The 25,838-nt window shown below is 71.9% G+C and carries 23 protein-coding genes; 10 read left to right on the top strand and 13 right to left on the bottom strand.

The features are described 5' to 3' along the window. Positions 1-13: 13 nt before the first annotated feature. From AB0C26_RS01820 to AB0C26_RS01805, 4 genes are all read left to right on the top strand, one after another. The gene (locus AB0C26_RS01820) at positions 14-1,771 is read left to right on the top strand and encodes an ABC transporter ATP-binding protein (RefSeq protein ID WP_360239910.1); all 1,758 of its coding nucleotides are present in this window, start codon (positions 14-16) and stop codon (positions 1,769-1,771) included. 64 nt (positions 1,772-1,835) lie between these two features. After that, complete coding sequence (locus AB0C26_RS01815) at positions 1,836-3,752, top strand: ABC transporter ATP-binding protein (RefSeq protein ID WP_360239907.1); 1,917 nt, start codon at positions 1,836-1,838, stop codon at positions 3,750-3,752. A gap of 82 nt (positions 3,753-3,834) precedes the next feature. Beyond that, complete coding sequence (locus tag AB0C26_RS01810; RefSeq protein WP_360239905.1) at positions 3,835-5,631, top strand: gamma-glutamyltransferase; 1,797 nt, start codon at positions 3,835-3,837, stop codon at positions 5,629-5,631. Between the two features lie 116 nt (positions 5,632-5,747). After that, positions 5,748-6,272 (top strand): peptidase M23, encoded by a 525-nt coding sequence (locus AB0C26_RS01805; protein WP_360239902.1) that lies wholly within the window; start codon positions 5,748-5,750, stop codon positions 6,270-6,272. A 799-nt stretch (positions 6,273-7,071) separates the two neighbouring features. Here AB0C26_RS01805 and AB0C26_RS01800 read toward each other — a convergent pair. Further along, positions 7,072-8,091, bottom strand: a complete 1,020-nt coding sequence (locus AB0C26_RS01800; RefSeq protein ID WP_360239899.1) for a hypothetical protein — start codon at positions 8,089-8,091, stop codon at positions 7,072-7,074. Next, positions 8,088-8,429, bottom strand: a complete 342-nt coding sequence (locus AB0C26_RS01795) for a helix-turn-helix transcriptional regulator (protein ID WP_360239896.1) — start codon at positions 8,427-8,429, stop codon at positions 8,088-8,090. Before AB0C26_RS01795 ends, AB0C26_RS01800 begins: the two co-directional genes overlap by 4 nt. Positions 8,430-8,491: 62 nt before the next feature. On the opposite strand from AB0C26_RS01795, the gene AB0C26_RS01790 reads away from it, so the two are divergent. Beyond that, positions 8,492-8,665 (top strand): hypothetical protein, encoded by a 174-nt coding sequence (locus AB0C26_RS01790; RefSeq protein ID WP_360239893.1) that lies wholly within the window; start codon positions 8,492-8,494, stop codon positions 8,663-8,665. On the opposite strand, the gene AB0C26_RS01785 is transcribed toward AB0C26_RS01790, so the two are convergent. From AB0C26_RS01785 to AB0C26_RS01765, 5 genes are all read right to left on the bottom strand, one after another. Then, on the bottom strand, positions 8,662-10,785 hold the full coding sequence (locus tag AB0C26_RS01785; RefSeq protein WP_360239890.1) for an ATP-binding protein: 2,124 nt from the start codon (positions 10,783-10,785) through the stop codon (positions 8,662-8,664). The two genes, AB0C26_RS01790 and AB0C26_RS01785, sit on opposite strands and share 4 nt — an antisense overlap. Before the next feature lie 179 nt (positions 10,786-10,964). Next, complete coding sequence (gene trmB / locus AB0C26_RS01780) at positions 10,965-11,585, bottom strand: tRNA (guanosine(46)-N7)-methyltransferase TrmB (protein WP_360239887.1); 621 nt, start codon at positions 11,583-11,585, stop codon at positions 10,965-10,967. Positions 11,586-11,645: 60 nt separating this feature from the next. After that, positions 11,646-12,044 carry a hypothetical protein gene (locus AB0C26_RS01775; protein ID WP_360239884.1) on the bottom strand — a complete coding sequence of 133 codons (399 nt, stop codon included), beginning with the start codon at positions 12,042-12,044 and terminating at the stop codon, positions 11,646-11,648. Between the two features lie 83 nt (positions 12,045-12,127). Continuing rightward, positions 12,128-13,069 (bottom strand): hypothetical protein, encoded by a 942-nt coding sequence (locus tag AB0C26_RS01770; protein ID WP_360239881.1) that lies wholly within the window; start codon positions 13,067-13,069, stop codon positions 12,128-12,130. Between the two features lie 1,172 nt (positions 13,070-14,241). Beyond that, entirely contained in the window at positions 14,242-14,844 is a 603-nt protein-coding gene (locus AB0C26_RS01765) for a hypothetical protein (protein WP_360243454.1), read from the bottom strand. A gap of 332 nt (positions 14,845-15,176) precedes the next feature. On the opposite strand from AB0C26_RS01765, the gene AB0C26_RS01760 reads away from it, so the two are divergent. Then, positions 15,177-15,971 (top strand): alpha/beta hydrolase family protein, encoded by a 795-nt coding sequence (locus tag AB0C26_RS01760; RefSeq protein ID WP_360239878.1) that lies wholly within the window; start codon positions 15,177-15,179, stop codon positions 15,969-15,971. Here the strand turns inward: AB0C26_RS01760 and AB0C26_RS01755 are convergent. Further along, entirely contained in the window at positions 15,904-16,809 is a 906-nt protein-coding gene (locus AB0C26_RS01755) for a PAC2 family protein (protein ID WP_360239875.1), read from the bottom strand. The genes AB0C26_RS01760 and AB0C26_RS01755 overlap by 68 nt on opposite strands. A 208-nt stretch (positions 16,810-17,017) precedes the next feature. Between AB0C26_RS01755 and AB0C26_RS01750 the strand changes: the two genes are divergently transcribed. Both AB0C26_RS01750 and AB0C26_RS01745 read left to right on the top strand, forming a co-directional pair. Further along, on the top strand, positions 17,018-17,731 hold the full coding sequence (locus AB0C26_RS01750; RefSeq protein WP_360239872.1) for an EcsC family protein: 714 nt from the start codon (positions 17,018-17,020) through the stop codon (positions 17,729-17,731). A 61-nt stretch (positions 17,732-17,792) separates the two neighbouring features. After that, positions 17,793-18,383, top strand: coding sequence for a fibronectin type III domain-containing protein (locus tag AB0C26_RS01745; protein WP_360239869.1), 591 nt, complete (start codon positions 17,793-17,795; stop codon positions 18,381-18,383). On the opposite strand, the gene AB0C26_RS01740 is transcribed toward AB0C26_RS01745, so the two are convergent. The 5 genes from AB0C26_RS01740 to AB0C26_RS01720 all read right to left on the bottom strand — a co-directional run bounded on the left by AB0C26_RS01740 (position 18,367) and on the right by AB0C26_RS01720 (position 23,936). Continuing rightward, the gene (locus AB0C26_RS01740) at positions 18,367-19,188 is read right to left on the bottom strand and encodes an NAD(P)-dependent oxidoreductase (protein ID WP_360243451.1); all 822 of its coding nucleotides are present in this window, start codon (positions 19,186-19,188) and stop codon (positions 18,367-18,369) included. The two genes, AB0C26_RS01745 and AB0C26_RS01740, sit on opposite strands and share 17 nt — an antisense overlap. Before the next feature lie 194 nt (positions 19,189-19,382). Continuing rightward, on the bottom strand, positions 19,383-20,786 hold the full coding sequence (locus tag AB0C26_RS01735; RefSeq protein WP_360239866.1) for a cytochrome P450: 1,404 nt from the start codon (positions 20,784-20,786) through the stop codon (positions 19,383-19,385). A 23-nt stretch (positions 20,787-20,809) separates the two neighbouring features. After that, positions 20,810-22,222: a class I adenylate-forming enzyme family protein gene (locus AB0C26_RS01730; protein WP_360239863.1), complete on the bottom strand. Its 1,413-nt coding sequence runs from the start codon at positions 22,220-22,222 to the stop codon at positions 20,810-20,812. Further along, positions 22,222-22,956, bottom strand: a complete 735-nt coding sequence (locus tag AB0C26_RS01725) for a glycosyltransferase family A protein (protein ID WP_360239860.1) — start codon at positions 22,954-22,956, stop codon at positions 22,222-22,224. The genes AB0C26_RS01730 and AB0C26_RS01725 overlap by 1 nt, the downstream gene beginning before the upstream one ends. Continuing rightward, positions 22,953-23,936 (bottom strand): ketoacyl-ACP synthase III, encoded by a 984-nt coding sequence (locus AB0C26_RS01720; RefSeq protein WP_360239857.1) that lies wholly within the window; start codon positions 23,934-23,936, stop codon positions 22,953-22,955. Before AB0C26_RS01720 ends, AB0C26_RS01725 begins: the two co-directional genes overlap by 4 nt. Positions 23,937-24,000: 64 nt before the next feature. Here AB0C26_RS01720 and AB0C26_RS01715 point away from each other — a divergent pair, with 64 nt between their 5' ends. After that, the gene (locus tag AB0C26_RS01715; RefSeq protein ID WP_360239854.1) at positions 24,001-25,575 is read left to right on the top strand and encodes a Na+/H+ antiporter; all 1,575 of its coding nucleotides are present in this window, start codon (positions 24,001-24,003) and stop codon (positions 25,573-25,575) included. Further along, positions 25,572-25,838: a UBP-type zinc finger domain-containing protein gene (locus AB0C26_RS01710; protein ID WP_360239851.1), complete on the top strand. Its 267-nt coding sequence runs from the start codon at positions 25,572-25,574 to the stop codon at positions 25,836-25,838. The genes AB0C26_RS01715 and AB0C26_RS01710 overlap by 4 nt, the downstream gene beginning before the upstream one ends.

Below are 25,838 nucleotides of genomic sequence, written 5' to 3'. Positions count from 1 at the left end.
ATTGGAGGCGCCGTTGAGTCGTCGCGCGCCCCGGGCGTCCATCGATCCGGATGTTCGCAAGACCTGGCTGCGCCGGGCGCTGCCGCTGGTCAAGGCCCACAAAGTCCTGCTGATCACCTCGCTGACGCTGTCGTTCGCGGGTCTCGTCGTGCAGGTGCAGATCCCCAACCTGGTCCGCATCGGCATCGACGACGCGGTGGTCGACCGCACCGGCGACCTCGCCACGTACGTGTGGTGGATCGTCGGGCTCGCCCTGGTCCAGGGCGTGATCAACTATCTGGCCCGGCTCTACCTGCTGCGCACGGCGTACGAGATGGAGTACGACCTGCGCAACATCGTGTACTCGCATCTGGTGCGGATGCCGTTCGGCTTCTACGACCGGGTGCAGACCGGCGAGCTGATGTCGCGCTCCGGCTCCGACATCCGCGCGGTGCAGATGTATCTGGCCTTCGGCCCCTCGATCCTCGTGCAGTGCCTGATCGCGGTCGTCGCGTTCGGGCTCATGCTCTCGATCAACGTGCCGCTGGCCGTCGTCGCCATGGTGACCATGCCGGTCATCGGCGTCCTCGGCGTCAGCATGCGCAAGGCGATCTTCCCGGTGTCCTGGCTGATCCAGGCCCGCCTGGCCCAGCTGGCCACGGTCGTCGACGAGAACGTTCAGGGTGTACGCATCGTGAAGGCGTTCGCGGCGGAGGGGCGCCAGCTGCGGTCGCTGGCCGAGAGCGCCGACCGGATCCGCTGGGCGTACCGCCAGGACGCGCGGATCCGCAGCCGCTGGAACCCGCTGCTGGACAACCTGCCCCGCCTCGGGCTCGCCCTGGTGCTGCTCGTGGGCGGGCTCATGGTGATCGACGGGCACACCACAGTGGGCACGATCGTCGCCTTCAACTCCTACATCCTGATGCTGCAACCGCCGTTCCGGATGCTCGGCATGATGATCATGATGGGTCAGCGGGCCTCGGCGTCGGCGCGCCGCATCTACGAGATCCTGGATACGCCGTCGGACGTCGTGGACGGGCCGAACCCGGTCGTCGTACCGCTGCGCGGTGACCTCGCGTTCGAAGGCGTCGTGTTCGCGTACCCCAATGGGACCGTCGCCCTTGAAGGTCTCAACCTGCGCATCAGGCCGGGGGAGACCGTGGCGGTGGTCGGCGGCACCGGAAGCGGGAAGTCGACTCTGGGACGGCTGGCCGCGCGGTTCTACGACGTCACGTCCGGGCGGGTGACCATCGACGGGCACGACGTCCGTGACCTGAGCCTCGCGTCACTGCGCGAGCAGGTGGGCATCGTGCCCGACGAACCGTTCCTGTTCTCCCTCTCGATCCACGACAACATCGCGTACGGCAAACCGCACGCCTCCCGTGACGACGTCGTCGCCGCGGCCGTGGCGGCCGGCGCCGACGAGTTCGTCCGGAACCTACCGGAGGGGTACGACACTGTGGTCGGTGAACGCGGCTACACACTCTCCGGCGGTCAGCGGCAGCGCGTGGCGATCGCGCGGGCGCTGCTGGTCAACCCGCCGATCCTGGTGCTGGACGACGCCACCAGTGCCATCGACGTGACGGTCGAGCAGATGATCCACTCGTCGCTGCGCGACAAGATGCGCGGCCGTACGACGTTGATCGTCGCGCACCGCCTCTCCACGATCAGCCTGGCCGAGCGTGTGGTCCTGATGGCCGACGGCCACGTGATCGCCGACGGGACGCACGAGTCTTTGCTGGCCACAGAACCCCGATACGCGGAAGTTCTCGCAGCGCAGGTGACGGCATGACCGACTGCACCGGAGCGAGCGGAGCGGGCGCAGGGCCAGGAGGGCATGCCCGAGGAGGCTCAGCATGAGCATGTTCGGTGGAGGTTTCGGCGGCTTCAACGTCGGCGGACGGCCGGCCATGGGCGCGGCCGGCCGCAAAGGAAGCGGGCTGCCGTTCGCCGGCATCCCCGACGACCTGGCCGAGGGTGTGGCCAAGCTCGAATCCCGCGAGCCCGAGCACGGCGACCCCGGCGTCCGCTACGACCCGCACCGCGACGAGGGCGCCCGTATCTCGATCGGGCGGCTCCTGATCGGCCGCCCGGGCCTGCTGATCGCCGCGTCCCTGGCCATCCTCGTCGAGACGCTGCTGCTGCAGGCCGGGCCCTACCTGGTGCAGGTCGGCATCGACCACGGCATCACCGGCCGCGACGTCCGCGTGCTGATCATCGCGACCGCCTGCTTCGTGGCGGCCATCCTGCTCACCGGCCTGGCCACCGCCGTACGCATGCGCAAGAGCGGCCTTCTCGCCGCCGCCGCCACCCGCGACCTGCGGATCCGGATCTTCGCCCACCTGCAGCGCATGTCGCTCGACTACTACACGCGGGAGAAGGCCGGCGTCACCCTGACCCGGATGACCTCCGACGTGGAGTCGCTGCAGAATCTGCTCCAGGACGGCTTCGCCCAGTTCCTCATCCAAGGCCTGACCATGGTCGTGGTCACCGGGGTGCTGTTCCACTACAACGCCGAACTCGCCATCATCACCCTGGTCCTGGTCGTGCCGCCGCTCACGATCGCCTCACTGTGGTTCCGGCACGCCGCCGACCGCGGCTACAACCGCCAGCGCGACACCATCGCCGCCATGTTCGCCGACCTGGCCGAGTCGCTCAACGGTGTCCGCGTGGTCACCGCCCACAACCGTCAGGAGCGCAACGTCGTCGCGCACCGCGAGGTGGTCGGCTCGTACCGGGACGCCAACGACTGGACCGGCCGGATCAACGCCATCTACGGCCCCGGCACGTCGGTGATCGGCCTGATCGCGATGGCGGTGATGCTGCTGCTCGGCGGCCGGATGGTGCTGCGCGGCGAGCTGACGGTGGGCGAGCTGACCGCGTTCGTCCTCTACATCAACTCGTTCTTCCAGCCGGTGCAGCAGCTGGTCCAGCTCTACACGCAGTACCAGCAGGGCAAGGCGGCCATCGGCAAGATCCGCGGCCTGCTCTCGTCGGAGCCCTCGGTGGTGCCCGGACGGCGTACCCTCCCCCCGGTCGAGGGCGAGATCGTCTTCGACGACGTGACGTTCGGCTACCTGCCCGACCGCCCCGTTCTCCAAGGCGTGAACCTGCGCATCGCCCCCGGGGAGACCATCGCCTGCGTCGGCCCCACCGGCGCCGGCAAGTCCACCCTGGCCAAACTGGTGACCCGCTTCTACGATCCTTCGTCAGGCAAAATCACGATTGATGGGTACGATCTCCGCGACGTGACCCTGGAGTCCCTGCGTCGCCAGATCGGCGTCGTCCCGCAGGAGCCGTTCCTGTTCGCCGGCACCCTCCGCGACAACATCGCCTTCGCCAGCCCGTCCGCCACGGACGAGGAGGTCTGGGCCGCCGTGGACGCGGTCGGCCTGCGCGACCTGGTCGAACGTTCCCCCGACGGCCTGGACACCCCGCTGCACGAGCGCGGCCAGTCGGTCTCGTCCGGCGAACGCCAGCTGCTGGCGCTGGCCCGCGCGTTCCTGGCCTCCCCGCGCGTGGTCGTCCTCGACGAAGCCACATCGAGCCTCGACCTGCGCTCCGAGCTGCGGGTGGAGGCCGCCCTGGACGCCCTGCTGGAGGGCCGCACCGCGATCCTGGTCGCGCACCGCCTCTCCACGGCCATGCGCGCCGACCGCATCATCGTGGTCGACGACCATCGCATCATCGAGTCCGGCTCGCACGCCGAGTTGGTCGCCGCCGGCGGCGCCTACGCCGCGATGTTCGAGACCTGGGCGGCCCATTCGCGGTAAGCCGGCCGCGGTTGTGCGGCGCAATCGCGGTGAGTCTGGTAGGCAGGAATAGACCGTCAGCTCTGCCTACTTCGGAGGATCGATGCGGATCTTGCCGGTACTAGCTGCGCTTTCCCTGTCGGCGACGGCGCTCGCGGCGCCGACACCGGCTCTGGCCGGCGCTCCCACTCTCGGCCCGGCCGTTTCTTCGGGGCCCACGGCCACCGGGTACGGCGGTGCCGTCGCCACCGTCGACCCGACCGCGACCGCCGTCGGCCTCGACGTGCTGCGCCGTGGCGGCAACGCCGTCGACGCCGCCCTGGCCGCCGCGGCCACCCTCGGCGTGACCGAGCCGTTCTCGGCCGGCATCGGCGGTGGCGGCTTCTTCGTCTACTACGACGCCCGCAAACGCTCCGTCTCCACCATCGACGGCCGCGAGTCCGGCCCCGCCACGATGAGGGAGACCCACTTCATCGACCCGGCCGACGGCCTGCCCTACGACTTCCCGGAGGCGCGGGTCTCGGGTCTTTCCGTCGGTACGCCCGGCACGCTCGCCACCTGGGACACGGCCGCCCGCAAGTGGGGGACCCGCTCCCTGGCCAGCCTCCTGCAACCGGCCGCGCGGGTCGCCGACCGCGGCTTCACCGTCGACGCCACCTTCCGCCAGCAGGTGGCCGACAACGCCGCCGCCTTCGGCCAGTTCACCTCGACCAGCGACATCTACCTGCCCGGCGGCGCACCCCCGGCCGTGGGTTCCACGCTGCGCAACCCGGATCTGGCCGACACGTACCGCCTGATCGCCCGCAAGGGCATCGGTGTGCTCTACAACGGCCCGGTCGGCGCCGACATCGTCCGCACGGTGCAGCATCCGCCGGTCGACGCCACCCCGATCGGCTCGTGGGCGTACCCGATCCGCCCCGGCACATTGACCACGGCCGACCTGCGCAACTACCGGGTGCGGACGCCCGCCCCGACCCGTTCCGACTTCCGCGGCCTGACCGTCTACGGCATGTCGACCCCGTCCAGCGGCGGCGTGGCGGTCAGCGAAGCCCTCAACATCCTCGAGCAGAAGAAGGTCACCCGGCAGAACGCGCTGCACTACTACCTGGAGGCGTCGGCCCTGTCGTTCGCCGACCGCAACCGGTACGTCGGCGCGTACACCTCCCCGGACGTCCTGAGGAAGCTGGTCTCCGACCGGTGGGCCGGCCAGCGCGCCTGCCAGATCTCCCCGGCCCGCGCCCTCACGAAGCCCGTCCCGCCCGGCGACATCACCGCCTCCGGCTGCACCCCGGCCACCGTGGGTGGCCCCACCGAGCAGGGCATGAGCACCACGAACCTGACCGTGGCCGACAAGTGGGGCAACATCGTCGAGTACACGTTCACCATCGAGCAGACCGGCGGCAACGCCATGGTCGTTCCCGGCCGTGGCTTCCTGCTGAACAACGAGCTGACCGACTTCAACTTCACCAACACCCAGGCCCCCGCCGCCGACCCGAACCTGCCCGGCCCGAACAAGCGCCCGCGCAGCTCGATGTCCCCGACGATCGTCCTGAAGGACGGCAAGCCGTTCCTGGCCCTGGGCTCACCCGGCGGCGCCACCATCATCACCACGGTCCTGCAGATCCTGGTCAACCGCCTGGTCCTGGGCCAGTCCCTGCCGGCCGCGATGGCCGCCCCACGCGCCTCCCAGCGCAACTCGGCCGGCATCCAGGCCGAACCCGCGTTCCACACCACGTACGGCCCGGCCCTGACCGCCCTGGGCCACACCTTCGGCCCCGACGTCCCCGAACTGGGCGCCGCCACGGCTATCGAGCTGACCCCCCGGGGCACCTTCATAGCCACAGCCGAACCCACCCGCCGAGGCGGCGGCGCCGCCGCGGTGGTCCACCCCACCCACTGATCCCCACCACCGAGGCCCAGCGCGCTGAACAACAGCCGCTGGGCCTCGCGGCATCTTGCGGGAGGCCGGCGATACCCCTCGATTTGTGAGATCAACAACCGGTACTCTCTGCCGTCGTGCGCCCGCTTTTCGTGATCGCCGTCGCCGTCCTGGCCGGCTTCATCATCAGCCCTCTGCTTCGTGCCAACGCCGCCTGCACGCCGAGCCCCGCGGCCTCGACGTCCTCAGTGGTCCTGACCAAGTGGAGCGACGAGCAGGTCGCCAACGCCCGCCTCATCGTCAGCATCGGCAACGAGCGCCGGGTGCCGAACCCCGGCGTGGTGATCGCCGTCGCCACCGCCTTGCAGGAGTCCGGCCTCCGCAACCTGCGCGGCGGCGACCGCGACTCGATCGGCCTGTTCCAGCAGCGCCCGAGCCAGGGCTGGGGCACCCCCAAGCAGCTTTCCGACCCGGCCTACCAGACCCGAAAGTTCTACGACAAGCTGCTCACCATCGACGGCTGGCAGAAGATGCGCCTCACCGAAGCCGCCCAGGCCGTCCAGATCTCGGCCTACCCGAACGCCTACGCCAAGCACACCTCCTCCGCCACCCACCTCGTCGAAGCACTGAACTCTCCCGCCGCCTGCCCCTCGGAGGTCTGACGGCCGCGGTCCGCACGCCGGAGTCTGACGGCCGCGGTCCGCACGCCGCAGTCTGACGGCCGCGGTCCGCACGCCGGGTTCTGACGGCCGCGGTCCGCACGCCGGGGTCTGACGGTCGTGGCCCGCACGCCGGGGTCTGGCGGCTACGGTCCGCACGCCGGAGTCTGACGATCGTGGTCCGCACGCCGGGGTCTGGCGGCTACGGTCCGCACGCCGGAGTCTGACGGCCGTGGCCCGCACGTCGGGAGTCTGACGGCTGCCGCCTGGGTGTCACGGGTCTGAAGGCCGCAGTGTGCCGCGCGGTCGGGCAGGAGCCGCCGGCCGCTTCGGCTGCGGGCGCGGGCTGTGGCGGTGGCAGGCCGCAGGGATCGTCAGGCGGTAGCGGTAGCGGTGGCGGCGGCGGTAGCGGCAACGGCGAGGGTTGCGGTGGGCGGTGGCTGGAGCGGGAGCGTCGGCGGGGTGACGTGGGCGGCAGCGGAGAGCGGCGGGCGGTAGCGGTGAGCGGGCGGTTGCAGCAGCGGTGTGGGGTGGGCGGCGGCGAGCGGCGGCCGGAGGGCGGCGAAGAGCGGCAGCGGCGAGCATTGAGCCCGCGGTGGCGGCGGGCGGCAGCGGCGAGCGGCCGGCTGCGGTGGGTGGCGGGTGAGCGGCGGCCAGCGTTGAGCCCGCGGTGGGTGGCGGATGAGCGGCGGCGGCGAGCGTTGAGCCTGCGGTGGGCGGTGGTCGTGGGTGGTAGCGGCGAGCGGGCGGCTGTGGTGGGCGGTGGCGGCGAGCGGTCGGCGGTGGCGGCGGGTGGTGGCTGTCAGGTGTGGGCGCGTGGGGTCTTGTCGTAGCGCTGGGTGCTTCGGAGCGGGCCGCCGCAGGACTCGCAGCGGTCGTGGACGGTCAGGCGGCGGTGGAGGGACAGCGCCAGGAGCAGTAGCGCGGTCGCGGTGGCGGCGACCAGCATGGCTGTTGCGGCCAAGTCGGAGTATTCGGCGTTTGTCCGGCCGTAGAGGCTGTTGGTCAGTGCTTCGGTCAGCGACCGCAAAGTGACCAGGCCGATCGGGCCCAGCAGGATCAGCAAGGCCCAGCCGCCCCGGGGCTGGCCGGTCACGCCGAGGCCCACGGCGACCGCGATCGCCACGGCCAGCAGGGTGAGGCCGATCGCCGTCATCATGTATGTGGCGGCCTCGCCCATGTAGATCATGTTGTTCTCGATGATGGGCCGGCTGAGGGCGGCCGCCGCCGCACCGGCCGCCAGTGGGAGCAGTCGCTCGATCACGGGGAGCCGGCCGGCGCCGAGCGCCACGATTCCGAGCGCGAACTGCGCGAGCAGCACGTGGACCGGCGGCCGCCACACGTCGGTCGCGGCCGACAGCGGAACCACTGCCACCGTCCCCAGCAACGCGACCCCGATCGCCATCCGCGACCACTGTGGGCGAACGGCGAACAAGAACGCGGCCAGCAACCACAGCGCCCACACGACGGCGCCGAGCGAGGTGATCGGGCCGATCCGGGGAACAGCCCGCCAGGGGATGTCCGGCGGTGTCGGCGAGGACTCGAGGACCGCCCACAGCGCCGCCAGGGCCGTGGCCGTTGCCATGGCCAGCAGGCCGGCCAGGCGGAGGCCGGGGCGCAGCTCGGTGACCTCGGTGGCCCGCAGATGTTGGCGGGCGCCGCCCGTGGCCAGGTCGGCCACCTCGCGCCACGATGGTCGTCGCTTGCCGGGCGGCGCGAGTTCGAGGTACGTACCGACGATCTCCGACTCTCGCTCGTGCCGGTAGCGGGCCGGGTAGAACAGGCGGATCAGGAGCTGGTATCGGCGTTCCAGGGTGCTCATGCCCATCCTTCGTTGAGCCGGGGGATGTTGCGCAGGCGTTCGGTGGCCGCCTCGACGTTGCGGCGCATGCGTTCGGTCTCTTCCGCCAGGGTCGCGCCGCCCTGGGCCGACAGCCGGTAGTACCGGCGCAGCCGGCTGTCGACCACCTCCTCGTGGTCGACCTCGACCAAGGCGGCGTCGACGAGGCGGTCGAGCGCGCCGTACAGCGTGCCCGGCCGCAGCGTCACCCGCCCGCCGGACAACCGGCTCACCTCGGTGATCAGCCCATAGCCGTGTAGGGGCTCGCCGGCCAGCGCGGTCAGAATCAGGAAGGTCGGCTCCCGCAGCGGTGTTTCCACGTCCCGGAATATATCGGCTGCGAAGGTATGATGGAAGCCCGGAAAGCGGGTATGTCCCAGTCATGAGCGACGACACCGCCGAGGGCGCCAGCACCGATCAGCACGTCACGGGAGTGGAGGAGACCGGAGAGTTCACCACCGACAAGCCGCCCACCGACACCACCCCGGCCGACGGCAGCACGAACGCCGGCATCAACGAGACGAGCGCCAACGCACAGGAGGAAGCGCCCGACTAGCGGGCCACCAGCGGAAGCCGTACGAGCACCGTCGACCCCGGGCCGTCGTGGTCGACTAGTTCGATGCTGCCGTGGTGCTTGCTGACGACCGCGCGGCTCAGGGTCAGCCCCAGCCCCGTACCGGGAATGGCTTTGTCCCTGGTCCGCGCCGTCCGGTACAGCCCGGTGAACATCTTGTCCCGCTCGTCGTCCGAGACGCCCAGGCCGGCGTCCGAGACGGCCAGCTCGGCCGCGTGCCCGGTCGCCCGCAGGGTCACCCCGATGCGGCCGCCGTCGGGGCTGTACTTGACCGCGTTGCCCAGCAGGTTGTCCACCACCTGCCGCAGGCGCTTGCGGTCGCCCGGCAGCATCAGCTGGTCCGGCAGCTCGTCCTCGATCACCAGCGGGGCGCCGTCGATGGCCGCCCGCGCCTTGGCCACCGAGTCGCGTACCACCTCGGCCAGGTCCATCGGCATCAGCTGCACGTCGGCGTGGCCCGTGTCGAGCGCGTTCAGCTCCATCAGCTCGTTGATGATGTCGCGCAGCGAGTTCGTGTTCCGCTCGATCACTTCCAGCAGGCGGGGACCGTCCGCGACCAGGGACTTCTCGTCCGCCTCCCGCAGCAGCTCCGTGTAGGCGCTGATCGAGGTCAGCGGCGTGCGCAGTTCGTGCCCGACCAGCGCCAGGTACTCGTTCTTCGTACGGATCAATTGTCTTTGCAGATCCTCGACGAGCCTCTTCTCGACGAACTGGCCGATGTGCGCGGCGATGCCGGACATCAGGGCCAGCAGCTCGTCCTCCGGATCCTCCACCGTGTCGGCGAAGACGGTGAGCACGCCCAGTGTCTCGAAGCCCTCCCGTACCGGGATGGCCAGCGCCGTGTGCAGCCGCGACGTCGCCGCCGTCTCCTCCGAGATCAGGCTCTGCGGCTGGCCCACGTCGCGGATCCACAGCGGCTTGCCGACCTGCCAGGACCGCCCGGCCAGGCCGGTGCCGTACGGCAGGTCGACCGGCGTCTCGATGTCCTCCCGCCAGCCGGGCGCGCTCCACCGGGCCGCCGAGCGTACGACCGCGGCCGCCTTGTCGACCAGCCACAGCTCGGCGTGCACCCAGTCGAGCGTGCTCACCACCGACTCGAGCACGCGCGGGCCGGCCGCCTCGATGCTGGGCGCCTCGGCCAGCGCGGTGATCACCGCCAGTTCGCACGTGCGGAACCGCTCCACCCGCTTGCGCCGGGTCACGTCCTGCACGGCCTGGACCGCGCCGACCGTACGCCCGTCCGGCCCGACGATCGGGTGCGCGTCGACCAGGTAGTGCCGGGAACGCCCGTGCTGCCCGTGCAGCACCACCTCGGCGTCGGCCACGTGGTCGCCGCGCAGCGCCCGGAACAGTCCGAGGTCGGCCCGCCGGATCGGCTTGCCGCCGGCGTCGGTGAGCTGGTCGAGCGTGTCGTCGGACAGCCCGCTCTCACCCCACAGCTTGCGCATCCGCTCGTTGACGAAGACGATCTGCCCCTGCTCGTCGCACGCGGTGACCCCGTCATGCAGGCTGTCCAGGACCGCGTCGAGGAAGCGCCGCTGCCGGTCGATCTCGTACCGGTTCAGCTGTTCGGTGATGAGCAGGGTGCTGACCTGCGCGGCCTCGGCCACCGAGGCGATGTCGGCGGCCGACCACTGCCGGGGCTTCTCGTCGACCGCGCAGCAGATGCCGAGCACGGCGCCGCTCTGGTCGCGGATCGGATGCCCCAGGTAGGCCCCGGTCGATTCCAGGTTGTCGGCCGGCACCCGATCGTCGGCGTGCACGTCGTCGATCACCAGCGGGGCGTCACCGCGCACCACGAGACCGGCCAGCGAGTCCTCGAGGGGCGTGTCGGCGACGTCCTGCCAGGGGATCCGGAGCCCGTAACCCCCGTACAGCCGAAGCTTGCCGCCCTGCACGAAATGGATGAGCCCGACCGGAGCGTGCGCGGCCCGCGCCACGAGCGCCGCCAGTTGATCGGCGGCCCCACTGGTCAGCACGCCGCGATGAAGCTCGGCCACCTGCATCAGCCCCTCGGGCCGCCACGGCAGTCCACCCCCGGGCCCGGCGGCCGGCTCACGCGCCGTCTCTCCGCCGTTCAGGCCTGGGTCGTCTCGCCGCATCGCCTACCTTCCGGCCCGCCTCCGTTACCTTCACCCTATAAGGTGCCAATAACCAAAAAGACCCAAATTCGGTTGTACGGGGTTGGCGCGTACCCACACACAAGCACGGGGACCACCACCGGACGAGCGGCGTGGTCACGCGAGGCCGCCGGCCGTCTTCGGCGGCGGGGCCGGCCGGGTCAGTCGCGGCGCCGGTAGCGAAGATCGGCGATCGGCCGGCCGGCCAGGGAGCCGCGCCGCTCGAACTTGGTCTCCGGCCGGTCGGCCCGGTCGGTGTCGAGCCGTTCCAGCCCCGGATCGGCGTCCAGTGTCTCGGCCATCGCCTCGGCGTAGTGCGGCCAGTCGGTGGCGCAGTGCAGCACCCCGCCCGGGCGGAGCCGTTCCCGCAGCAGGGCCACGTTGCCCGGCCGTACGAGACGCCGCTTGTGATGCCTGGCTTTCGGCCACGGATCCGGGAAGAAGATGTGCACGGCGGCGATCGACCCCGGCGACAGCCGATGGACGAGTTCCATGGCGTCGCCCCGAGCCACCCGCAGGTTGTCCAGGCCGAGCTCCCCGGCCAGCGCGAGAAGGTTCCCGATGCCCGGCGTGTGCACCTCGATGCCCAGATAGTCCCGGCCGGGGTCGGCCGCCGCCATCGCCGCGGTGGTGTCACCCATCCCGAAACCGATCTCCAGCACGACCGGGGCGTCCCGCCCGAACAACTCGGGCAGGCTCAGCGGCGTACGGTCGCCGTCCTCGACGGTCAGCCCGAGACGCGGCCACAGTTCGGCGTGCGCGTCGGCGTGCCGCGCGCTCATACGACCGCGGCGCGGATGAAAGGTCCGGATGGGTGGATGTTCCTGCACCACCCCAGTTTTTCAGGCGCTGACGTCGATCCGGCGAGCGGCCGTCGTCTGCGCGAGATAGGCCAGGGCCTTGGCCATGTACGGGGCCACCGGGTTGGGGCCGCCGGTCCGCTCGTACCGCCGGTTGAGGTCCTTGACGTAGAGCGCCGAAGCGTCCTGCCCCGGCGCGAGCCGACCGCTGGCCCGCTCGGCCGCGATGATCGCCGCGAAGGCGGTGGGGTGGTCCTTGGCCGGATCGAACCCCGGCCCCACCCGCTGCCCCGTGACCTGAAAGATCAGCTCCCGGTCACTGCCGGTCAGCGAGTCGAAGTCGGTGCGCGCCGGCGCGGGCTTGTCCGCCCGGGAGGCCCGATGCAGCGGGGTCACCGGGGGGTGAGGGGTTCGCGCGGTACCGAGACCGGAGACGCTCATGCAGTACCTCCATCAGAGAGCCGGCCGGTGGCAACCTCGTCGCCACCGGTCAACACCCTCATCGGCACCTCCGGCGACTCTGCTTAGCCCACCGGCTGCACGCTGGGCTGCGACCCGGACCGGAACGGCTTGCGGGTCCCGTCGGCCAGCCCGACCACCATCACCCAGGAGCCACCGGCGTTCTGCCCGGTCGCCACGGCGCGCGCCTTGTCGACGTAGGCCAGCTCGCGGTCACCGGCCCCGCCGACGGTCCGCTTGGCCCGCGTGGTGGTGTCGTACTCGACGAGATGCACCGGCTCGTTCTGCGCCGCGGTCTCCCCTTCCTGGTAGGCGGTCCAGGCCAGCTTCCGCCCGTCCGGCCGCCAGCTGGGCACCACGGCGAACCCGCGGTTCTGCAGCGAGCCACCCCCGTACGCGGCCACGGTCTGCTCCCCGCCGGTGGCCACGGTCCCCACACTGAGGCAGGCGTCGTAGACCGACTCGCAGCTGCCACCCCGGAACGCGACCTGCTTCCCGTCAGGCGACCAGGCCACCGCGTCGTCCCCGGCCAGCCGCTCACTGAGCGACCCGGCCCGCGACGTCACCGGCGCCGGCTCGGCGGGAAGTTCCTCCCCACGGCAGTCCCGGGGAAACAGAACTTCCGGCTGCGCCTGCCCTTTGACGGCGATCCGGTACACCCCGGGCCCACCCGAACACGACAAAGACGAGAACGCGATCCACTTCCCGTCCGGCGACCACGAGGGCCCCGCGGCGGGCCGGGTGGTCAGCCGCCGCTGCCCACTCCCGTCGGCCCGCATGACCCAGAGCAGCCCACCCTTGAGAAAGGCGATCTGCTTCCCGTCCGGCGCCCACCGGGGCCGAGCCTGGTTACCGCCGGAGGTGAGCCGCTTCTCCGCCCCGCCGTCGCTGACGTAGACATCCCCACCGCGCACATAGGCGACCAGCCCAGGCAGCTTGCCCGCGGCCTGCGCCGCCACCGGTTGCACGAGGGTGCCCGCCGCGACCCCCGCCACCGCCAGGCCCACAACTCCACCAAATGCTCCCATGACGAACGCCCCCCGACGCGCCGGTGCCGTGCTGTACACCGAGAGCATCGTCGCAACCGTTCTGCACCTAAGGCATTCCCCACCCGAAACCCCGAATTTCCCCCACACGGCGGTAATCAGAGCTAGCGCCCGCCACCCGAACACCCACTACGCGCCCCACCCCGCACCTCGCGCCGCGCCTTCTCGCCCCGCGAGCCTTCTCGCCCCGCGAGCCTTCTAGCCCGCGAGCCTTATCGCTCCGCGCCGCGCCTTCTCGCCCCGCGAGCCTTCTCGCCCCGCGAGCCTTCTAACCCGCGAGCCTTATCGCTCCGCGCCGAGCCTTATCGCTCCGCGCCGAGCCTTCTCGCTCCGCGCCGAGCCTTATCGCTCCGCGCCGAGCCTTATCGCTCCGCGCCGAGCGTTCTCGCTCCGCGCCAGGACGCTTGCCCTGTGCCGCGTCAGGCCCTCCGTCCCCCGCACCGAGACGCTTGCCCTGTGCCGGCCGTTCCGCCCCGCCGCCCCGTTGGTTCCGCTTCAAAGCTGGGACCGCCCGTCCAAGGTTGGCTCGTCGTGGGGCTGTCCGTCCTGGGGCTGTCCGTCTTGGGGCTCCCCGTCTTGGGACTGCCCGCCCTGGGACCGCGCGGACGCTAGCCGACCGTTGGCCGGCTCGGCGCCGCGGAGGGCCAGGAAGGTGTTTTGGCTGTCCGTGCGCCGTCTCGAAGTGGTCGCGAACCGTCGACGCCACTCCGGAGGGGCCTGACGGCAACAGAGGGTGGCGCTGGCGTTGGCCCACGGCCGAACTACCACGGAGTGTGCAGGGTCGCGGCTGACCGGGGGATGCGAGCTAAGGGCATGCGAGACGCCCGCGAGGCGATGATCCGCCGCAACGACGGTGCGTCGGGCGGCCCTCGCGGATGCTGCGGCCCGGGTTTGCGGCGACGCCAGTGCGGATGGTGCGGCCCGGGTTTGCGGCGACGCCAGTGCGGATGGTGCGGGCCGGGTTTGCGGCGACGGCCTGGGTGGCAGTGCGGATGGTGCGGGCCGGGTTTGCGGCGACGGCCCGGGTGGGGGCTGGTAGCGCAATGGTCGCCGGCTGGGCGGTGGGTAGGGCGCGGCCGCCCCGGAGGACTTGGGCGGTCGGGAACCGGGGCGGCCGCGGGACGGTGGGTGGGTCAGGCGGGGGCGCCCCACATGGCGGTGAAGGCGGCGGCCTCGCCGGAGAGCCAGGCCTCGATGTCGTTGGGCTTGGCGGACGGGTCCATGCGGTGGGTGGTGCCGCGGCGCAGGTCGACCAGGACGGGCTCGGCGTTCGGCAGGATCTGGTCCATGTGGCGGGCCATCAGGTGCAGTGTTGCCGTCACGGCCTCGGGGGTGGGCGGGTTCTCGTCGAAGTGCAGGCGGACGGCCTCGCGGCGGCCGTCCTCGTAGCGCAGGCCGAAGTGGGGGTTGATCTTCACGGCCAGGGGGCCGACGGTGGCCAGGGCGTCGCGGGTCTGTGCCAGGCCTACCTGCTCGGGGTCGCCCAGGGAGGCCAGGTAGGTCTTGGCGCCGGCGCTGACCGACTCGTACAGCGGCTTCCAGCGCTCCTTGACCAGATCGACCACGCCGGACAGGTAGCTGCCGCCGGTGCGGAAGGCGATGTCGGCCTTCAGTGCCTTGACGAGCTGGCCGTGCGGGTTGAAGCCGGACCGGCGCTCGCGGGCGCGGCGCAGGCCGCCGACGAAGGTGGCCTTGGCCGGGCCGGTCCGCGTCACATACCGGGTGAAACCGAGCATGGTCGCGTACGGCGGGATGACGGGCACGGGGTTGGTCGAGGGAACACTCAGCACGGACGAGTTCACGTCGATCTCCTAACTCAAACACCCGAAACACGCTGAAGATCAGCAGGTCAGAGGGCGTCTTTCGTACATACATTCTAATCGACGGGTACGACATTCCCAACCGGGGCGTGGGCACAATGGTCGATATGTGAGTGTCGGCTTCGGAGAACTTCGGCGACGAGCTGCGCGGGCGGGCTGCGCGGGCGGCTGAGGGTGCGGCGGCGGGGGCGGAAGATCGCGTCGCCGTGGGAGCGAAGGGCGCGTGACGCCAGGCGTACGGTCGCTCAATGGCCTTGATCCGTGTTGATTTCGCCTCTGAGGCGCTGGAGCTGGACACCTCGATGACGGTCGTGCTGCCGCAGGACGGGGTGGAGCCGCCGCCGCTGCTCTACCTGCTGCACGGGCTCACCGACGACGACACCGCCTGGACGCGGTTCACCTCGATCGAGCGGTACGCCACCGAGCGCGGGCTCGCCGTGGTCATGCCGCAGGTGCACCGCAGTTTCTACGCCGACGAGGCGTACGGGATGAAGTTCTGGACCTTCCTCAGCGACGAGCTCCCGCGACTCGTCCACCGGTTCTTCAAGGTCTCCGATCAACCCCGGCGGACGTACGTGGCCGGGTTGTCCATGGGTGGCTACGGCGCCTTCAAGTGGGCGTTGCGCGAACCCCACCGGTTCGCCGCCGCGGCCAGCCTGTCCGGCGCGCTCGACCTGGCGTACCTGCAGGAACACGACGACCGGCCGCACATCCGCGCCCTCATGGACCGGGTCTTCGCCGGCCGTGAGGCCGAGGGCACCGACGACGACCTGCTGCATCTGGTCCGCCGGGCGCGCGTGGACCAGCTACCGCCGTTGATGCTGCGCTGCGGCACCGAGGACTACCTGGCCGAGATCAACCAGCGCTTCGCCGGGGCGTGCGCCGAGGCGGGAGTGACGCTGGATTCGGCGTTCACTCCCGGCGATCACGACTGGGCGTACTGGGACCGGGAGATTCAGCAGGTCCTGGACTTCTTCACGAATCCTCGCGGCCCTGTTCGGCCAGGAAGCGCTCCAGCTCGGCCCCCAGCTCCTCGGCCGTAGGCAGCGGACGGTCGGTGTCGGCGAGCAGGTTGGTCTCGCGGCCGCGCAGGAAGGCGTCGTACTGCGCCTCCAGCGAGGCCACCAGGCGGGTCGCCTGCTCGTCGTCGGCGATCTGCTTGTCGACGTCGTCGCGGACGGCCCGGGCCGCCTCGCGCAGGTCGCCGGTGGGCAGGGCCAGACCGGTGCCCGAGGAGAGCGAGTCGAGCAGCAGCTCGGCGGCGGCCGGGTACGTGGTCTGGGCCAGGTAGTGCGGCACGTGCGCCGCATAGCCCATGGCGCTGCGCCCGGCCTGGCCGAGCCGGAACTCGAGCAGGTTGCCGACGCTGCCCGGCACCTGCACCCGCTGGAGCCACGGCTCGCGGTCACCGAGCAGCGACTTGTCGGTGGCGTGGGCGGTGACGCTGCCGGGGCGGGTGTGCGGCACGGCCATCGGGATCGCGTTGAGCCCGACGGTCACCCGGACGCCGAAGCGCTCGGTCAGGGCCACCACGGCGCTGATGAAGCGCTCCCACTGCAGGTCGGGCTCGGGCCCGGTGAGCAGGAGGAACTCGGTGCCGAGCTGGTCGCGGACCAGGTGAAGGGCCAGGGCCGGCTCCTCGTAGCTCTCCCAGTGGTCCTCAACGAAGATCATCGGAGGGCGGCGGGACCGGTAGTCGAGGAGCTGGTCGACGTCGAAGGTCGCGATCACGCGGCTCTCCAGGCTGTCGAGCAGACTTTCCCGGGCCAGCTGGATCGCGCTGCCCGCGTCGACGAACCCGGTGAGCGCCTGGACGAGGACCGGCTCGTCGAGCTCGGGCAGGTCGTCGGCCAGCTCGTACAGCTCGTGTGGGTCGAGCACGTCGAACGCCTCCTGTTGTGGTCCAAAACGGGGTACCCGGTGCGAACAAGCCTGCCCCGGCTTTCATTCCGTGCGACCGGCTTGTGCCCGTCGACACATGAAAAACGTACCGAATCGGTGATGTGGCCCTGACGTTCGGGCAGCGAAGATCTCGGAGAAGGCACAACCGAAGATCGGGTCTCGCGTGCACGTGCATCCGCACGGCACAATGGCACGGGAACGTTCCCTTCCCCCCTCGGAGCGATCTGTGACCGAAGCCCCGCAACGTCCCGTACTCGCCGAAACCGCCGAACCCCCCGGCTCCCTCTGGTCGCGCATGAAGGCCGACCCGACGTACGCGCCGGAGCACCTCGCCCTCGAAGCCGTTCGCCGCCTCGGCCCCGAAGCCACCGAGTGGGTGCGCCTGACCCGCGCCGACCACCCCGAGCTGACCCCCCACCAGCTCGCCGACCTGGCGATCAAGAGGTTCACCACCCTCGCCCGCATCTCCGGCGCCGCCGCCGGCGCCACCGGCCTGCCCGGCGCGGTCCTCGACGTCGGCGTCCTCGCCTGGAATCAAGCCCGCATGGTGCTGCACGTCGCCGCCGCGTACGACCACGATCCGACCGCCTCCGAACGCGCCACCGACCTGCTGGTCCTCCAGCGCGTGCACAAGGTCGCGCAGACCGCCCGTCTCGCCCTCGGCGTCGCCGCGGGCCGGGAGCGGGCCAGCCGTCTGCTCGGCGAGGCGACCGCCCGGCCGCTGAGCGGCACGATGGTCCGGCTCGGCGTCAAGCTGGCCGGCATGGCCGGCGTACAGACCGCCAAGAAGATCTTCGCCAAGATGATTCCGGGCGCGGCCGTGGTCCTGGGCACCTGGGCCAACTCGGCCGCGACGAGAAATTTGGCGGTACGCACCCGCGAGCTCTACCGACGCGACTAAGTTGCCGCCGTCTCCGGCCGAACGGAACCCCTGACGGGAACCGAACGGACGGAGGCTGCGAGTGCGTCGTCGTTGGCTGGGCACCATGGGACTGGGCACGCTCGCGCTGGTGCCGTTGCTGGCCGCGTGCGGCAGCGGCGGCAGCACGCCGAACGCGCCGGTCACCCCCGGCACCACCTGGGTCCGCGTGGCCAACGGCAGCGCGACACCGTCCCCGGTGGTGACCGGCGCCAAGTCGACCGCGACCCCGTTCCCGACGGGCTTCCTGCCGCTGCCGAGCACGACGCCGGCGCCCACCCCCACGGGCTCGGCCTCGTGCCCGCCGAACAAGCGGAACCCGATCAACGGCGCCACCGCGGTCACCGGCGCCACCTCGGCCACCGTCACCTGGTACAACCCCGGCGGCGACAACCTGGTCGACTACCGGGTCACCGCGATCAGCCACGACGCCCTGCTCGGCGAGCAGCGCGACATCGGCTGGACGGTCGTCACCCCCGGCCCCGCCTGCGCGATGATGAGCGCCACGGTGACCGGCCTCGACCGCGACACCCGCTACGAGTTCTCGGTCGACGCGGTCACGACCCGCCTCGGCAGCGACGGCACGCTCGCCAAGACGGTCGCCCGTTCACAGGTGGTCAGCACAACCGCGTGACGGGGGCGTACCCGCACGCCAGCGCCCGCCCGATGTCCAGCACCAGGCCGTCGGTGACTTGATCGATGGAGTACGGCGTGAGCATCGGCTCCCGCCGCCACGAGCTCACCACGGCAACGGCCCGAGCGACGGCGACAGGCACATGCCGTACGGGCACACCGAGCACCGCCGCCACGGCCGAGTCCCGCCGGTACACGACATCGTCGGCGATGTTGTACGCCCCGGCCGGCCACCGAGGGGCGGCCAGGCAGGCCTGGGCGAGGTTGCCGACCGCGGTCAGACTCAGCGGAACGTCGGGCCCGGGCAGCCAGGCGCGCCCACCCCGAACGGTCCGCCGCAGCCGGGGCAGCAGGTGGGGATCGCCGTCACCGTAGACGGCGCGCGGCCGCAGCACGACCTTCCCGGCGTCGAGGGCGAGGCGTTCCCCGGCCGCTTTGGTACGCCCGTAGGCGGTCCGCTGCCCGTCGGTGGGATGGTCCTCGCCGACGGCCCGGTCATAGGGCCCCGGCCGGTAGACGCTGGCACTGCTGACCCACACCACGGGCCGATCCCCGGCGGCCGCGAGAAGCCGCCGGGTGCCGTCGACGTTCACCCGCTCGAAGTCCCCATGCCGCGAGTCCCCGACGGCCGCCGCCAGATGCAGCACCACATCAGCACCGGAAAAGTCGGGCACCTCCCGCGCGGCGTCCCACGGCCGGTGCCGCCCGACCGGCCCCGGCCGCCGCCCGTGGCAGGTCACGTCGTGCCCGTCCGCCGCCGCTCGCCGAGCCACTTCCGCCCCGCAGAACCCACTGGCTCCCGTCACCGCGACCTTCACCGAGCCTCTTCCCTCCCGCAAAACCCACTGGCACCCGTCACCGCGACCTTCACCGAGCCTCTTCGCTCCCGCAGAACCCACTGGCATCCGTCACCGCGCCACACCTTCACCGCCACCGTCATCGGCGCAGCAACTTTCGCCGCGCGCTTGTCCGTCGTCGTAGTGGGGTCCGCGGGCTTCCGTCATCGCGGCTCATCCGCACAGCCTCCGTTGCCCGGGCGCGGTCGGTGGCCTTCGCGACTCTCATCGGTGCGATGCGCCGCCGGCATGGCAGACGCGGTGCCGGGGAACGCCTCCGGGCAACCGGTGCGTTGCCCGGGGACGCGGGACGCGCCGGCGAAAGGGGCACCATGCGGGGCGCGCATCGTGGCTCGCACGGTCAGGGAGCGCCAGCCCGGCAACGCGGAGCGGCGGTCGGCCCGGGCCCGTACGACCGTCGGGCGGAAGGGGGCCAGGGCGGCCAGAACGTCCTCCAGCTGGGTGCGGGCGAGGCGGGCGCCGGGGCAGGCGTGCGGGCCGGCGCCGAAGACCAACTGCGAGATCTGGGCCGGCGCCGGATCCTCGGGACAGGGGTCGCGGCGGTGCGCCTCGGCGGCGTGCCGGGCGATCAGCAACATACGGTCACCGCCCCGGACCGGGCAGCCACCGACCTCGGCCTCGGCCGCCGCCACCCGCGGCAGCAGCGGAGTGGGCGCGGTGACCCGCAACAGCTCCTCGGCCAGCGCCGGCGACGCGGCGTGCTCCCACAGCCCGGCGTCGCAGGCCCAGGCCACCGCCCGGGGAATGGCCGCCACGGTGGTGTTGATCGCCGCCACGGCCAGCATCGCCGCCAGCGCCGCATCCTCCCGTCCGCCATCAAAGGCCGCACCCGGCCGCCCAGAGTCGAGCTCCGGCCCCTCTCCGCCGGGGCCGAGGGCTACGTCCCGCCGGTCGAGGTCGAGCGTTTTGGTCCGTTGGCCGCGGTGGAGCGCTGCGTCCGCGGCGGCGGATGAGAGGGCTGGGTCGGTTCGGGTGGGGTCGGGGGTTGTGGGTCGGGCGGTGGGGGTCAGGAGGGTGAGAAGGTGGGCGGCGGCTGCTTCGGCTGACTTCTCGGCGCGGTGGCGGGCCGGGCCGGGCAAATGGGCTCGGGCCGCGGCGGCGGCGGCCTTCCGGGCGGCCGCGGCCAGCGTCAGGGGGTCTACGTCGATCTTCAGGAGGGCCGCGGCGGTTGCTCCGGCGATCTCGGCCGTGAGGGGGACCAGGTCGACGTCCTCTCCTTTCTCCAGCGACTGAAGGCGGTCGGCGAGCAGGGCGGTCCAGATCGGGCGCAGGCGGGCCACCCCGGCCGCGCCCAGCAGGTCGGCGGTGCCGCGGCGGGTGTCGCGGTGCTCGTCGCCGTGCTGGTCGAACAGGGCGCCGCGGCCCGCGAGCGCGCCCGCGGCGCCGCCGGTCGTGCCCTCGGCCGTACGGTCCAGGGGGACCTTGGTCAGGGCCTTCCGGTATGCCTCCCGGTCGTGCACCAGCACATTGCGGCCGATCCGCAGCGCCGGCCGGCGGCGGGTGACGGCCAGCAGCGCGAAGAGGACCGGATGGCTGGCCAGGTACACGCGCCGATCACGACCGCGGGCGTTCACCGGCGGGCCGCCAGGGCCGCGGTGGCTTGGCGGTCGGGTTTGCGGGAGCGGCCGGCCAGGGGGATCCGGGCGAAGACGAGCCGGTCGGGGCGGGCCGAGCCCATCCGGGCCAGCGGCTCGCGGAGAGCCGACCGCACCGTGCGCTCGTCCGCGCCGGCCGTGGTCTGGACCACCGCCACCACGTGTTCGTCGCCGTCGCCGGCGGGGACGCCCACGAGCAGGGCCAGTTCGACGCCGGGGACGTGCAGCGACGGCTCGTACAGGCCGGGATAGATGTTCTCCGCCCGGCGCAGGATCATGTCCTTGGCGCGGCCGCCCAGGACGACCTTCCGGTCCTCCGTGACCCGGCCGATGTCGCCGGTGGCGACCCACTCGAAGGGATCGTCGCCCAGGTAGCGGTCGGCGGCGGTCGGGCCGGACAGCAGCAGCTCGCCGTCGGGGGCGACCTGGGCGGTGACACCCGGCAGCAGCCGGCCGACCAGGTCGCCGTCGCCGGTGAAGGCCGCTTTCTCCGACTCTTCGACGGCCGCGGCCGGGAAGACCTCGGTCAAGGCGTAGACGCCCCACGCCTCGGCCGCGCCGGAGCGGCGTACGGCCGAGAGCAGGGCGGCGCTGACCGGGGCCGAGCCGCTGTAGACGCGGCCGGTGAAGCGGGCGCCCGCGGCCAGGCCGGCGCGGATCTGCGGCGGGGTCAGGTAGGTCGCCTGCGGGTTCAGCTCGCGGATCTGGCGGGGCAGGGCCCGCCGCGACGGGAAGGCCACCGGGGCGCCCCCGGCCAGGGACGGCACCAGCACGAAGAACGTGCCGCCGAGCACCGGCGCGCCGGGCACCGGGCGGACCAGGTCGTGGACGGCTGTCATGCCGGCCGCTAGGGAACGGCGGGTGTGCACCACGGCCCGGGGGCGGCTTGTCGTGCCCGAGGTGAAGACGATGACGGCGTCGCCCTCACCCTCGTACCGCCGGGGGAGACGGCCCGGCCGGGGACGCAGCGCGGGCGGCGAGCCGGGCAGCCGGCGGCCGACGGTGCGCACCGGCGCTATCGCGCCGAGTTCGGGCAGGGCGAGGTGGGCGCGGCGGGCCAGGCGGGCGGCCCAGCCGGCCACGGCCTGGGCGGCGGCGTCGGCCAGCACGAGCTTGGGCGCGGCCAGGGCCAGGCGGGCCCGCAGGACGTCCGGGCCGGCGGTCGGGTCCAGCACGGCGACGCGCAGGCCCAGGTGGTACGCGGCGAGCAGGGTGGCCAGCGAGCGTGGCCCCGGGCGTACGGCCAACGCGATGGTGTCGCCCGGATCGAGGTCGGCGAGCGCCACGGCGTAGCCGCGGACGAGCTCGGCCAGTTCGCCTCGGGTGGCGCCGGGCAGGGCGGGGCGGCCGTCGCCCGCGTGCAGGGAGTCGAGGAGTTCGGTGAGCATCAGCGCGGGTCCGCCGTCCGGAGGCCGCTGCCGCGGTCCAGGTACCACTTGGCGGTGCCGAGTACGCCGTACGCCCGAATCCGCCTGGTGGAGTTGGCGACCACCATCTCGCGGCTGTGGACGATGGCGGCGGTCGTGCGCCGCACGCGGTTGAGGAAGGTGCGGTCGGTGGGGGAGGGGCGCCGGGGCATGCCGCCGCACGCCTGGTAGAGCTCGGCGGTGATGGCCATGTTGTTGCCGGCGTGCATGCGGTACGGGGCCTTGAACTCGGGCTTGCGGTGCGCGGGGCGGATGCGGCCGAAGAAGGCGGCCAGACCGACCAGCACCCGGAAGAAGCCGCGGCCGAGGGGACCGTGCTCGTCCGCCCGGGCGGTGATCTTGCCGCAGGCCATGCCGTTGCTTCTGGTCAGGGCCTCGCGAGCGGCGGCGACCCAGCCGGGGGCGGGAAGGCAGTCGGCGTCCGTACGGGCCAGAAAGACAGCGCCCGCCGCGATGGCGTGCCGGAAGCCGGTGTCGACCGCGCAGCCCACGCCCTTGTCGGTCTCGATGAGCAACTGGACCGGGAACGGGGCTCGGAAACGACGGACCACGGACGCCGTGCCGTCGGTCGAGTTGTTGTCGACGACCAGCAGCGTGAAGTCGGTGTCGGTCTGCGCCGCCAAAGCATCGAGGGTCGCCGCGATCCGGCTTTCCTCGTTGTACGCGGGCACGACCACCCAGAGCGGCGCGCTCATGACACCTCCCACACCATGGTCATCAGGCTGACGCCGCCGCCGAGTCCGACCATCAGCACCCGATCTCCCGGGTTCAAGTCCGGATATGCCCGAGCGAGCTGGACGCCCAGCGTGGCCGAGGCCATGTTGCCCAGCTCGTCGACCGTGATCACGAGCTTGTCCTCGGGAACGCCGGTGACCTCGACGAAGCGCGACAGATACGGCAAGGTCACCTGATGGACCAGCACGCGGGCGTAATCGCTCCAGGAGTGGTCGAAGCGCTTCATCACGCGTGCGATCAGTCCGGGGCCGATCTCCTCGAAGACGGCCCGGAGCCGGCGGCCGTCGCCGGAGAAGTACGTGTGCTCGTCACCCCGGGGGTGCCGGGACCCACCGCCGAAGATGCCGCCCACGGTCCAGTGTTCGGAGTGGGTCTCCGCGTCCACGTCCAGGATTCCGCCGGTGGCCACCGGCTCGACCAGCACGGCCGCCCCGGCGTCACCGAACGTGTAACCCGCCAGCGCGGTACGGGCCTGGGCAAGGCTGGTGAGAGAGGGCCGCATGGCCCGGGTCGGCGTCTCACCGGTGACCACCAGCGCGGTGCGCGCCCGCCCGGTGAGAATCATCGAGCGGGCCAGGTCGATGCCGTTGAGGAAGCTGTTGCAGGCGTTCGTGACGTCCAGCGCGTGCGCCCGGCTGCCCAGCGCGGCCTGCACCACGTGCGCGGTCGCCGGCTCGGCCATGTCCCGGGTGGCGCTGGCGAACAGCAGCAGGTCGATGTCGAGCGGATCGCGGCCGGCGTCGGCCAGCACCTTGGTCGCGGCGTCGACGGCCAGATCCGAGGCGTACTCGTCGTCGGCCGCCACCCGGCGCCGGGTGATCCCGGTCGCCTGCTCGAACATCCGCGGGGGCAGCTTCGGCGCGACCCGCCGCTGGAGTTCCGCGGTCGTGACCTCGCGGGCCGGCAGGGCGTACGCGATCCCGGTTATTCCCACATTCATGGGCGACAGCCTGCCGTACGAACGTGATCCGGTCGTGAGCACGAGTACTTATAAGCTTCCCGCCATGGAGAGCATCGTCGACGTGGTCGTGTTGGTGGCGATCTCGGTGATCGGCGCCGCTCTGGCCCGCCGCCTGGGTTTCGTCGCCCCCCTCGTGCTGTTGGTGGCCGGCCTCGCGCTGTCGTACGTGCCGGGTTTCCCGGACGCTCATCTCGAGCCCGAGATGGTGCTGATCGGGATCCTGCCGCCGCTGCTGTACGTGGCCGCGCTGGAGACCTCGGTGCCCGCGTTCCGCCGGGCCCTGCGGCCCATTCTGCTGCTCGCGGTCGGCCTGGTGCTGGTCACCGCGTTCGCCGTCGGCACCGCCGTTCACCTGCTGATTCCCGAGATTCCGTACGCCGCGTGCGTCGCCCTGGGCGCGGTCGTGGCCCCGCCCGACGCGGTGTCCGCGACGGCCATCGCGCGCCGGGTCGGCCTGCCGCGCCGGGTGGTCACGATCCTCGAGGGCGAGAGTCTGCTCAACGACGCGACCGCCCTGGTGATGGTCCGCATCTCGGTCGGCGCGCTGGCCGGCGCCGCGGTCGGCTTCTGGCCGATCGCCGGCGAGGTGGCGCTCAAGGCCGGCGGCGGTCTGGTGATCGGGTTCGTGGCGGCGTTCCTGGCGGCCAAGCTGCACCGCAAGATCGAGGACTCGCTGCTCGACGACGCCGTGTCGTTGCTCACGCCGTTCGTCGTGGTGATCATCGCCGAGGAGGTGCACAGCTCCAGCGTCGTGGCCGTGGTGATCGCCGGCCTGTACCTGGGCCACCGCCGCCCGTACCTGCTGTCGGCCACCTCGCGCCTGCAGATGGACGCCATCTGGCGGATGATCAACTTCCTGCTCGAGGGCGTGGTCTTCCTCATGGTCGGCCTGCAACTGCGCAGCATCGGCGAGAGCATCGAGACGCCGGTCGCCACGACCATCCAGGTGTCCGTGGCCGCCGTGCTGGTGGTGATCCTGACGCGGTTCGTCTGGATGTACCCGGCGACCTACCTGGCCCGGCTGCTGCCGAAGGTCCGCAACCGCGAGGAACGGCCGCCGGTCGCGGTGCCGACCGTCATCTCGTGGGCCGGCATGCGCGGCGTGGTGACGCTGGCCGCCGCCCAGACGCTGCCGGTGCCCGGGGAGAACGGGGTGCCCGACTATCCCCGCGACCTGTTCATCTTCGTGGCGTTCGTGGTGATCGTGGTCACCCTGCTGCTTCAGGGCACGACCCTGCCGTGGCTGGCCCGGGTGCTGAAGGTCCGCGAGGACACCACGACCGAGGACGCCCTGGCCGAGGCCGGAGTGCAGCATCAGGCGAGCCGGGCCGCGCTCGAGGCGCTGGAGAAACACGCCGACGGCGCGCCCGCCTCGGTCGTCGACCGGCTGCGCGCCCTGGTCGACAGCCGCTCCAACAACGCGTGGGAGCGGCTGGGCAATCAGCAGCAGGAGACGCCGTCGGCGGCGTACGGTCGGCTGCGGCGCGAGATGATCGGTGCGGAGCGGCGCGTCTTCAAGGTGGCCCGCAACGAGGGCCGTATCCCCGAGGAAGTGCTCACCCGCGCCCAGCGCGATCTCGACCTGGAAGAGTCCCAGCTGACACGGAGTGAAGATTGACCTGCCTGCATCTCAAGGAGTCCGGCGACCCGGCACCCCAGTCGGCGTATTCCGACGGCTGCCCCGAGTGCGTGGCCGACGGCCATCACGACTGGGTCCACCTGCGTAAATGCCTCACCTGCGGAAAGGTGGCCTGCTGCGATTCGTCGCCGCGGAGGCACATGTCCGCGCACCATCAGGAGGCCGGTCACCCGGTGATGAAATCGTTCGAGCCGGGCGAGAACTGGAAGTGGTGCTTCGACGACGAGCTCCTGGGCTACTGA

Origin of the sequence: Actinoplanes sp. NPDC048796, assembly GCF_040650035.1 — a bacterium.
Classification (GTDB): Bacteria; Actinomycetota; Actinomycetes; order Mycobacteriales; family Micromonosporaceae; genus Actinoplanes.
The sequence above is the reverse complement of the archived record's forward strand: the minus strand, read 5'-3'. Positions and strand labels throughout refer to the sequence as shown.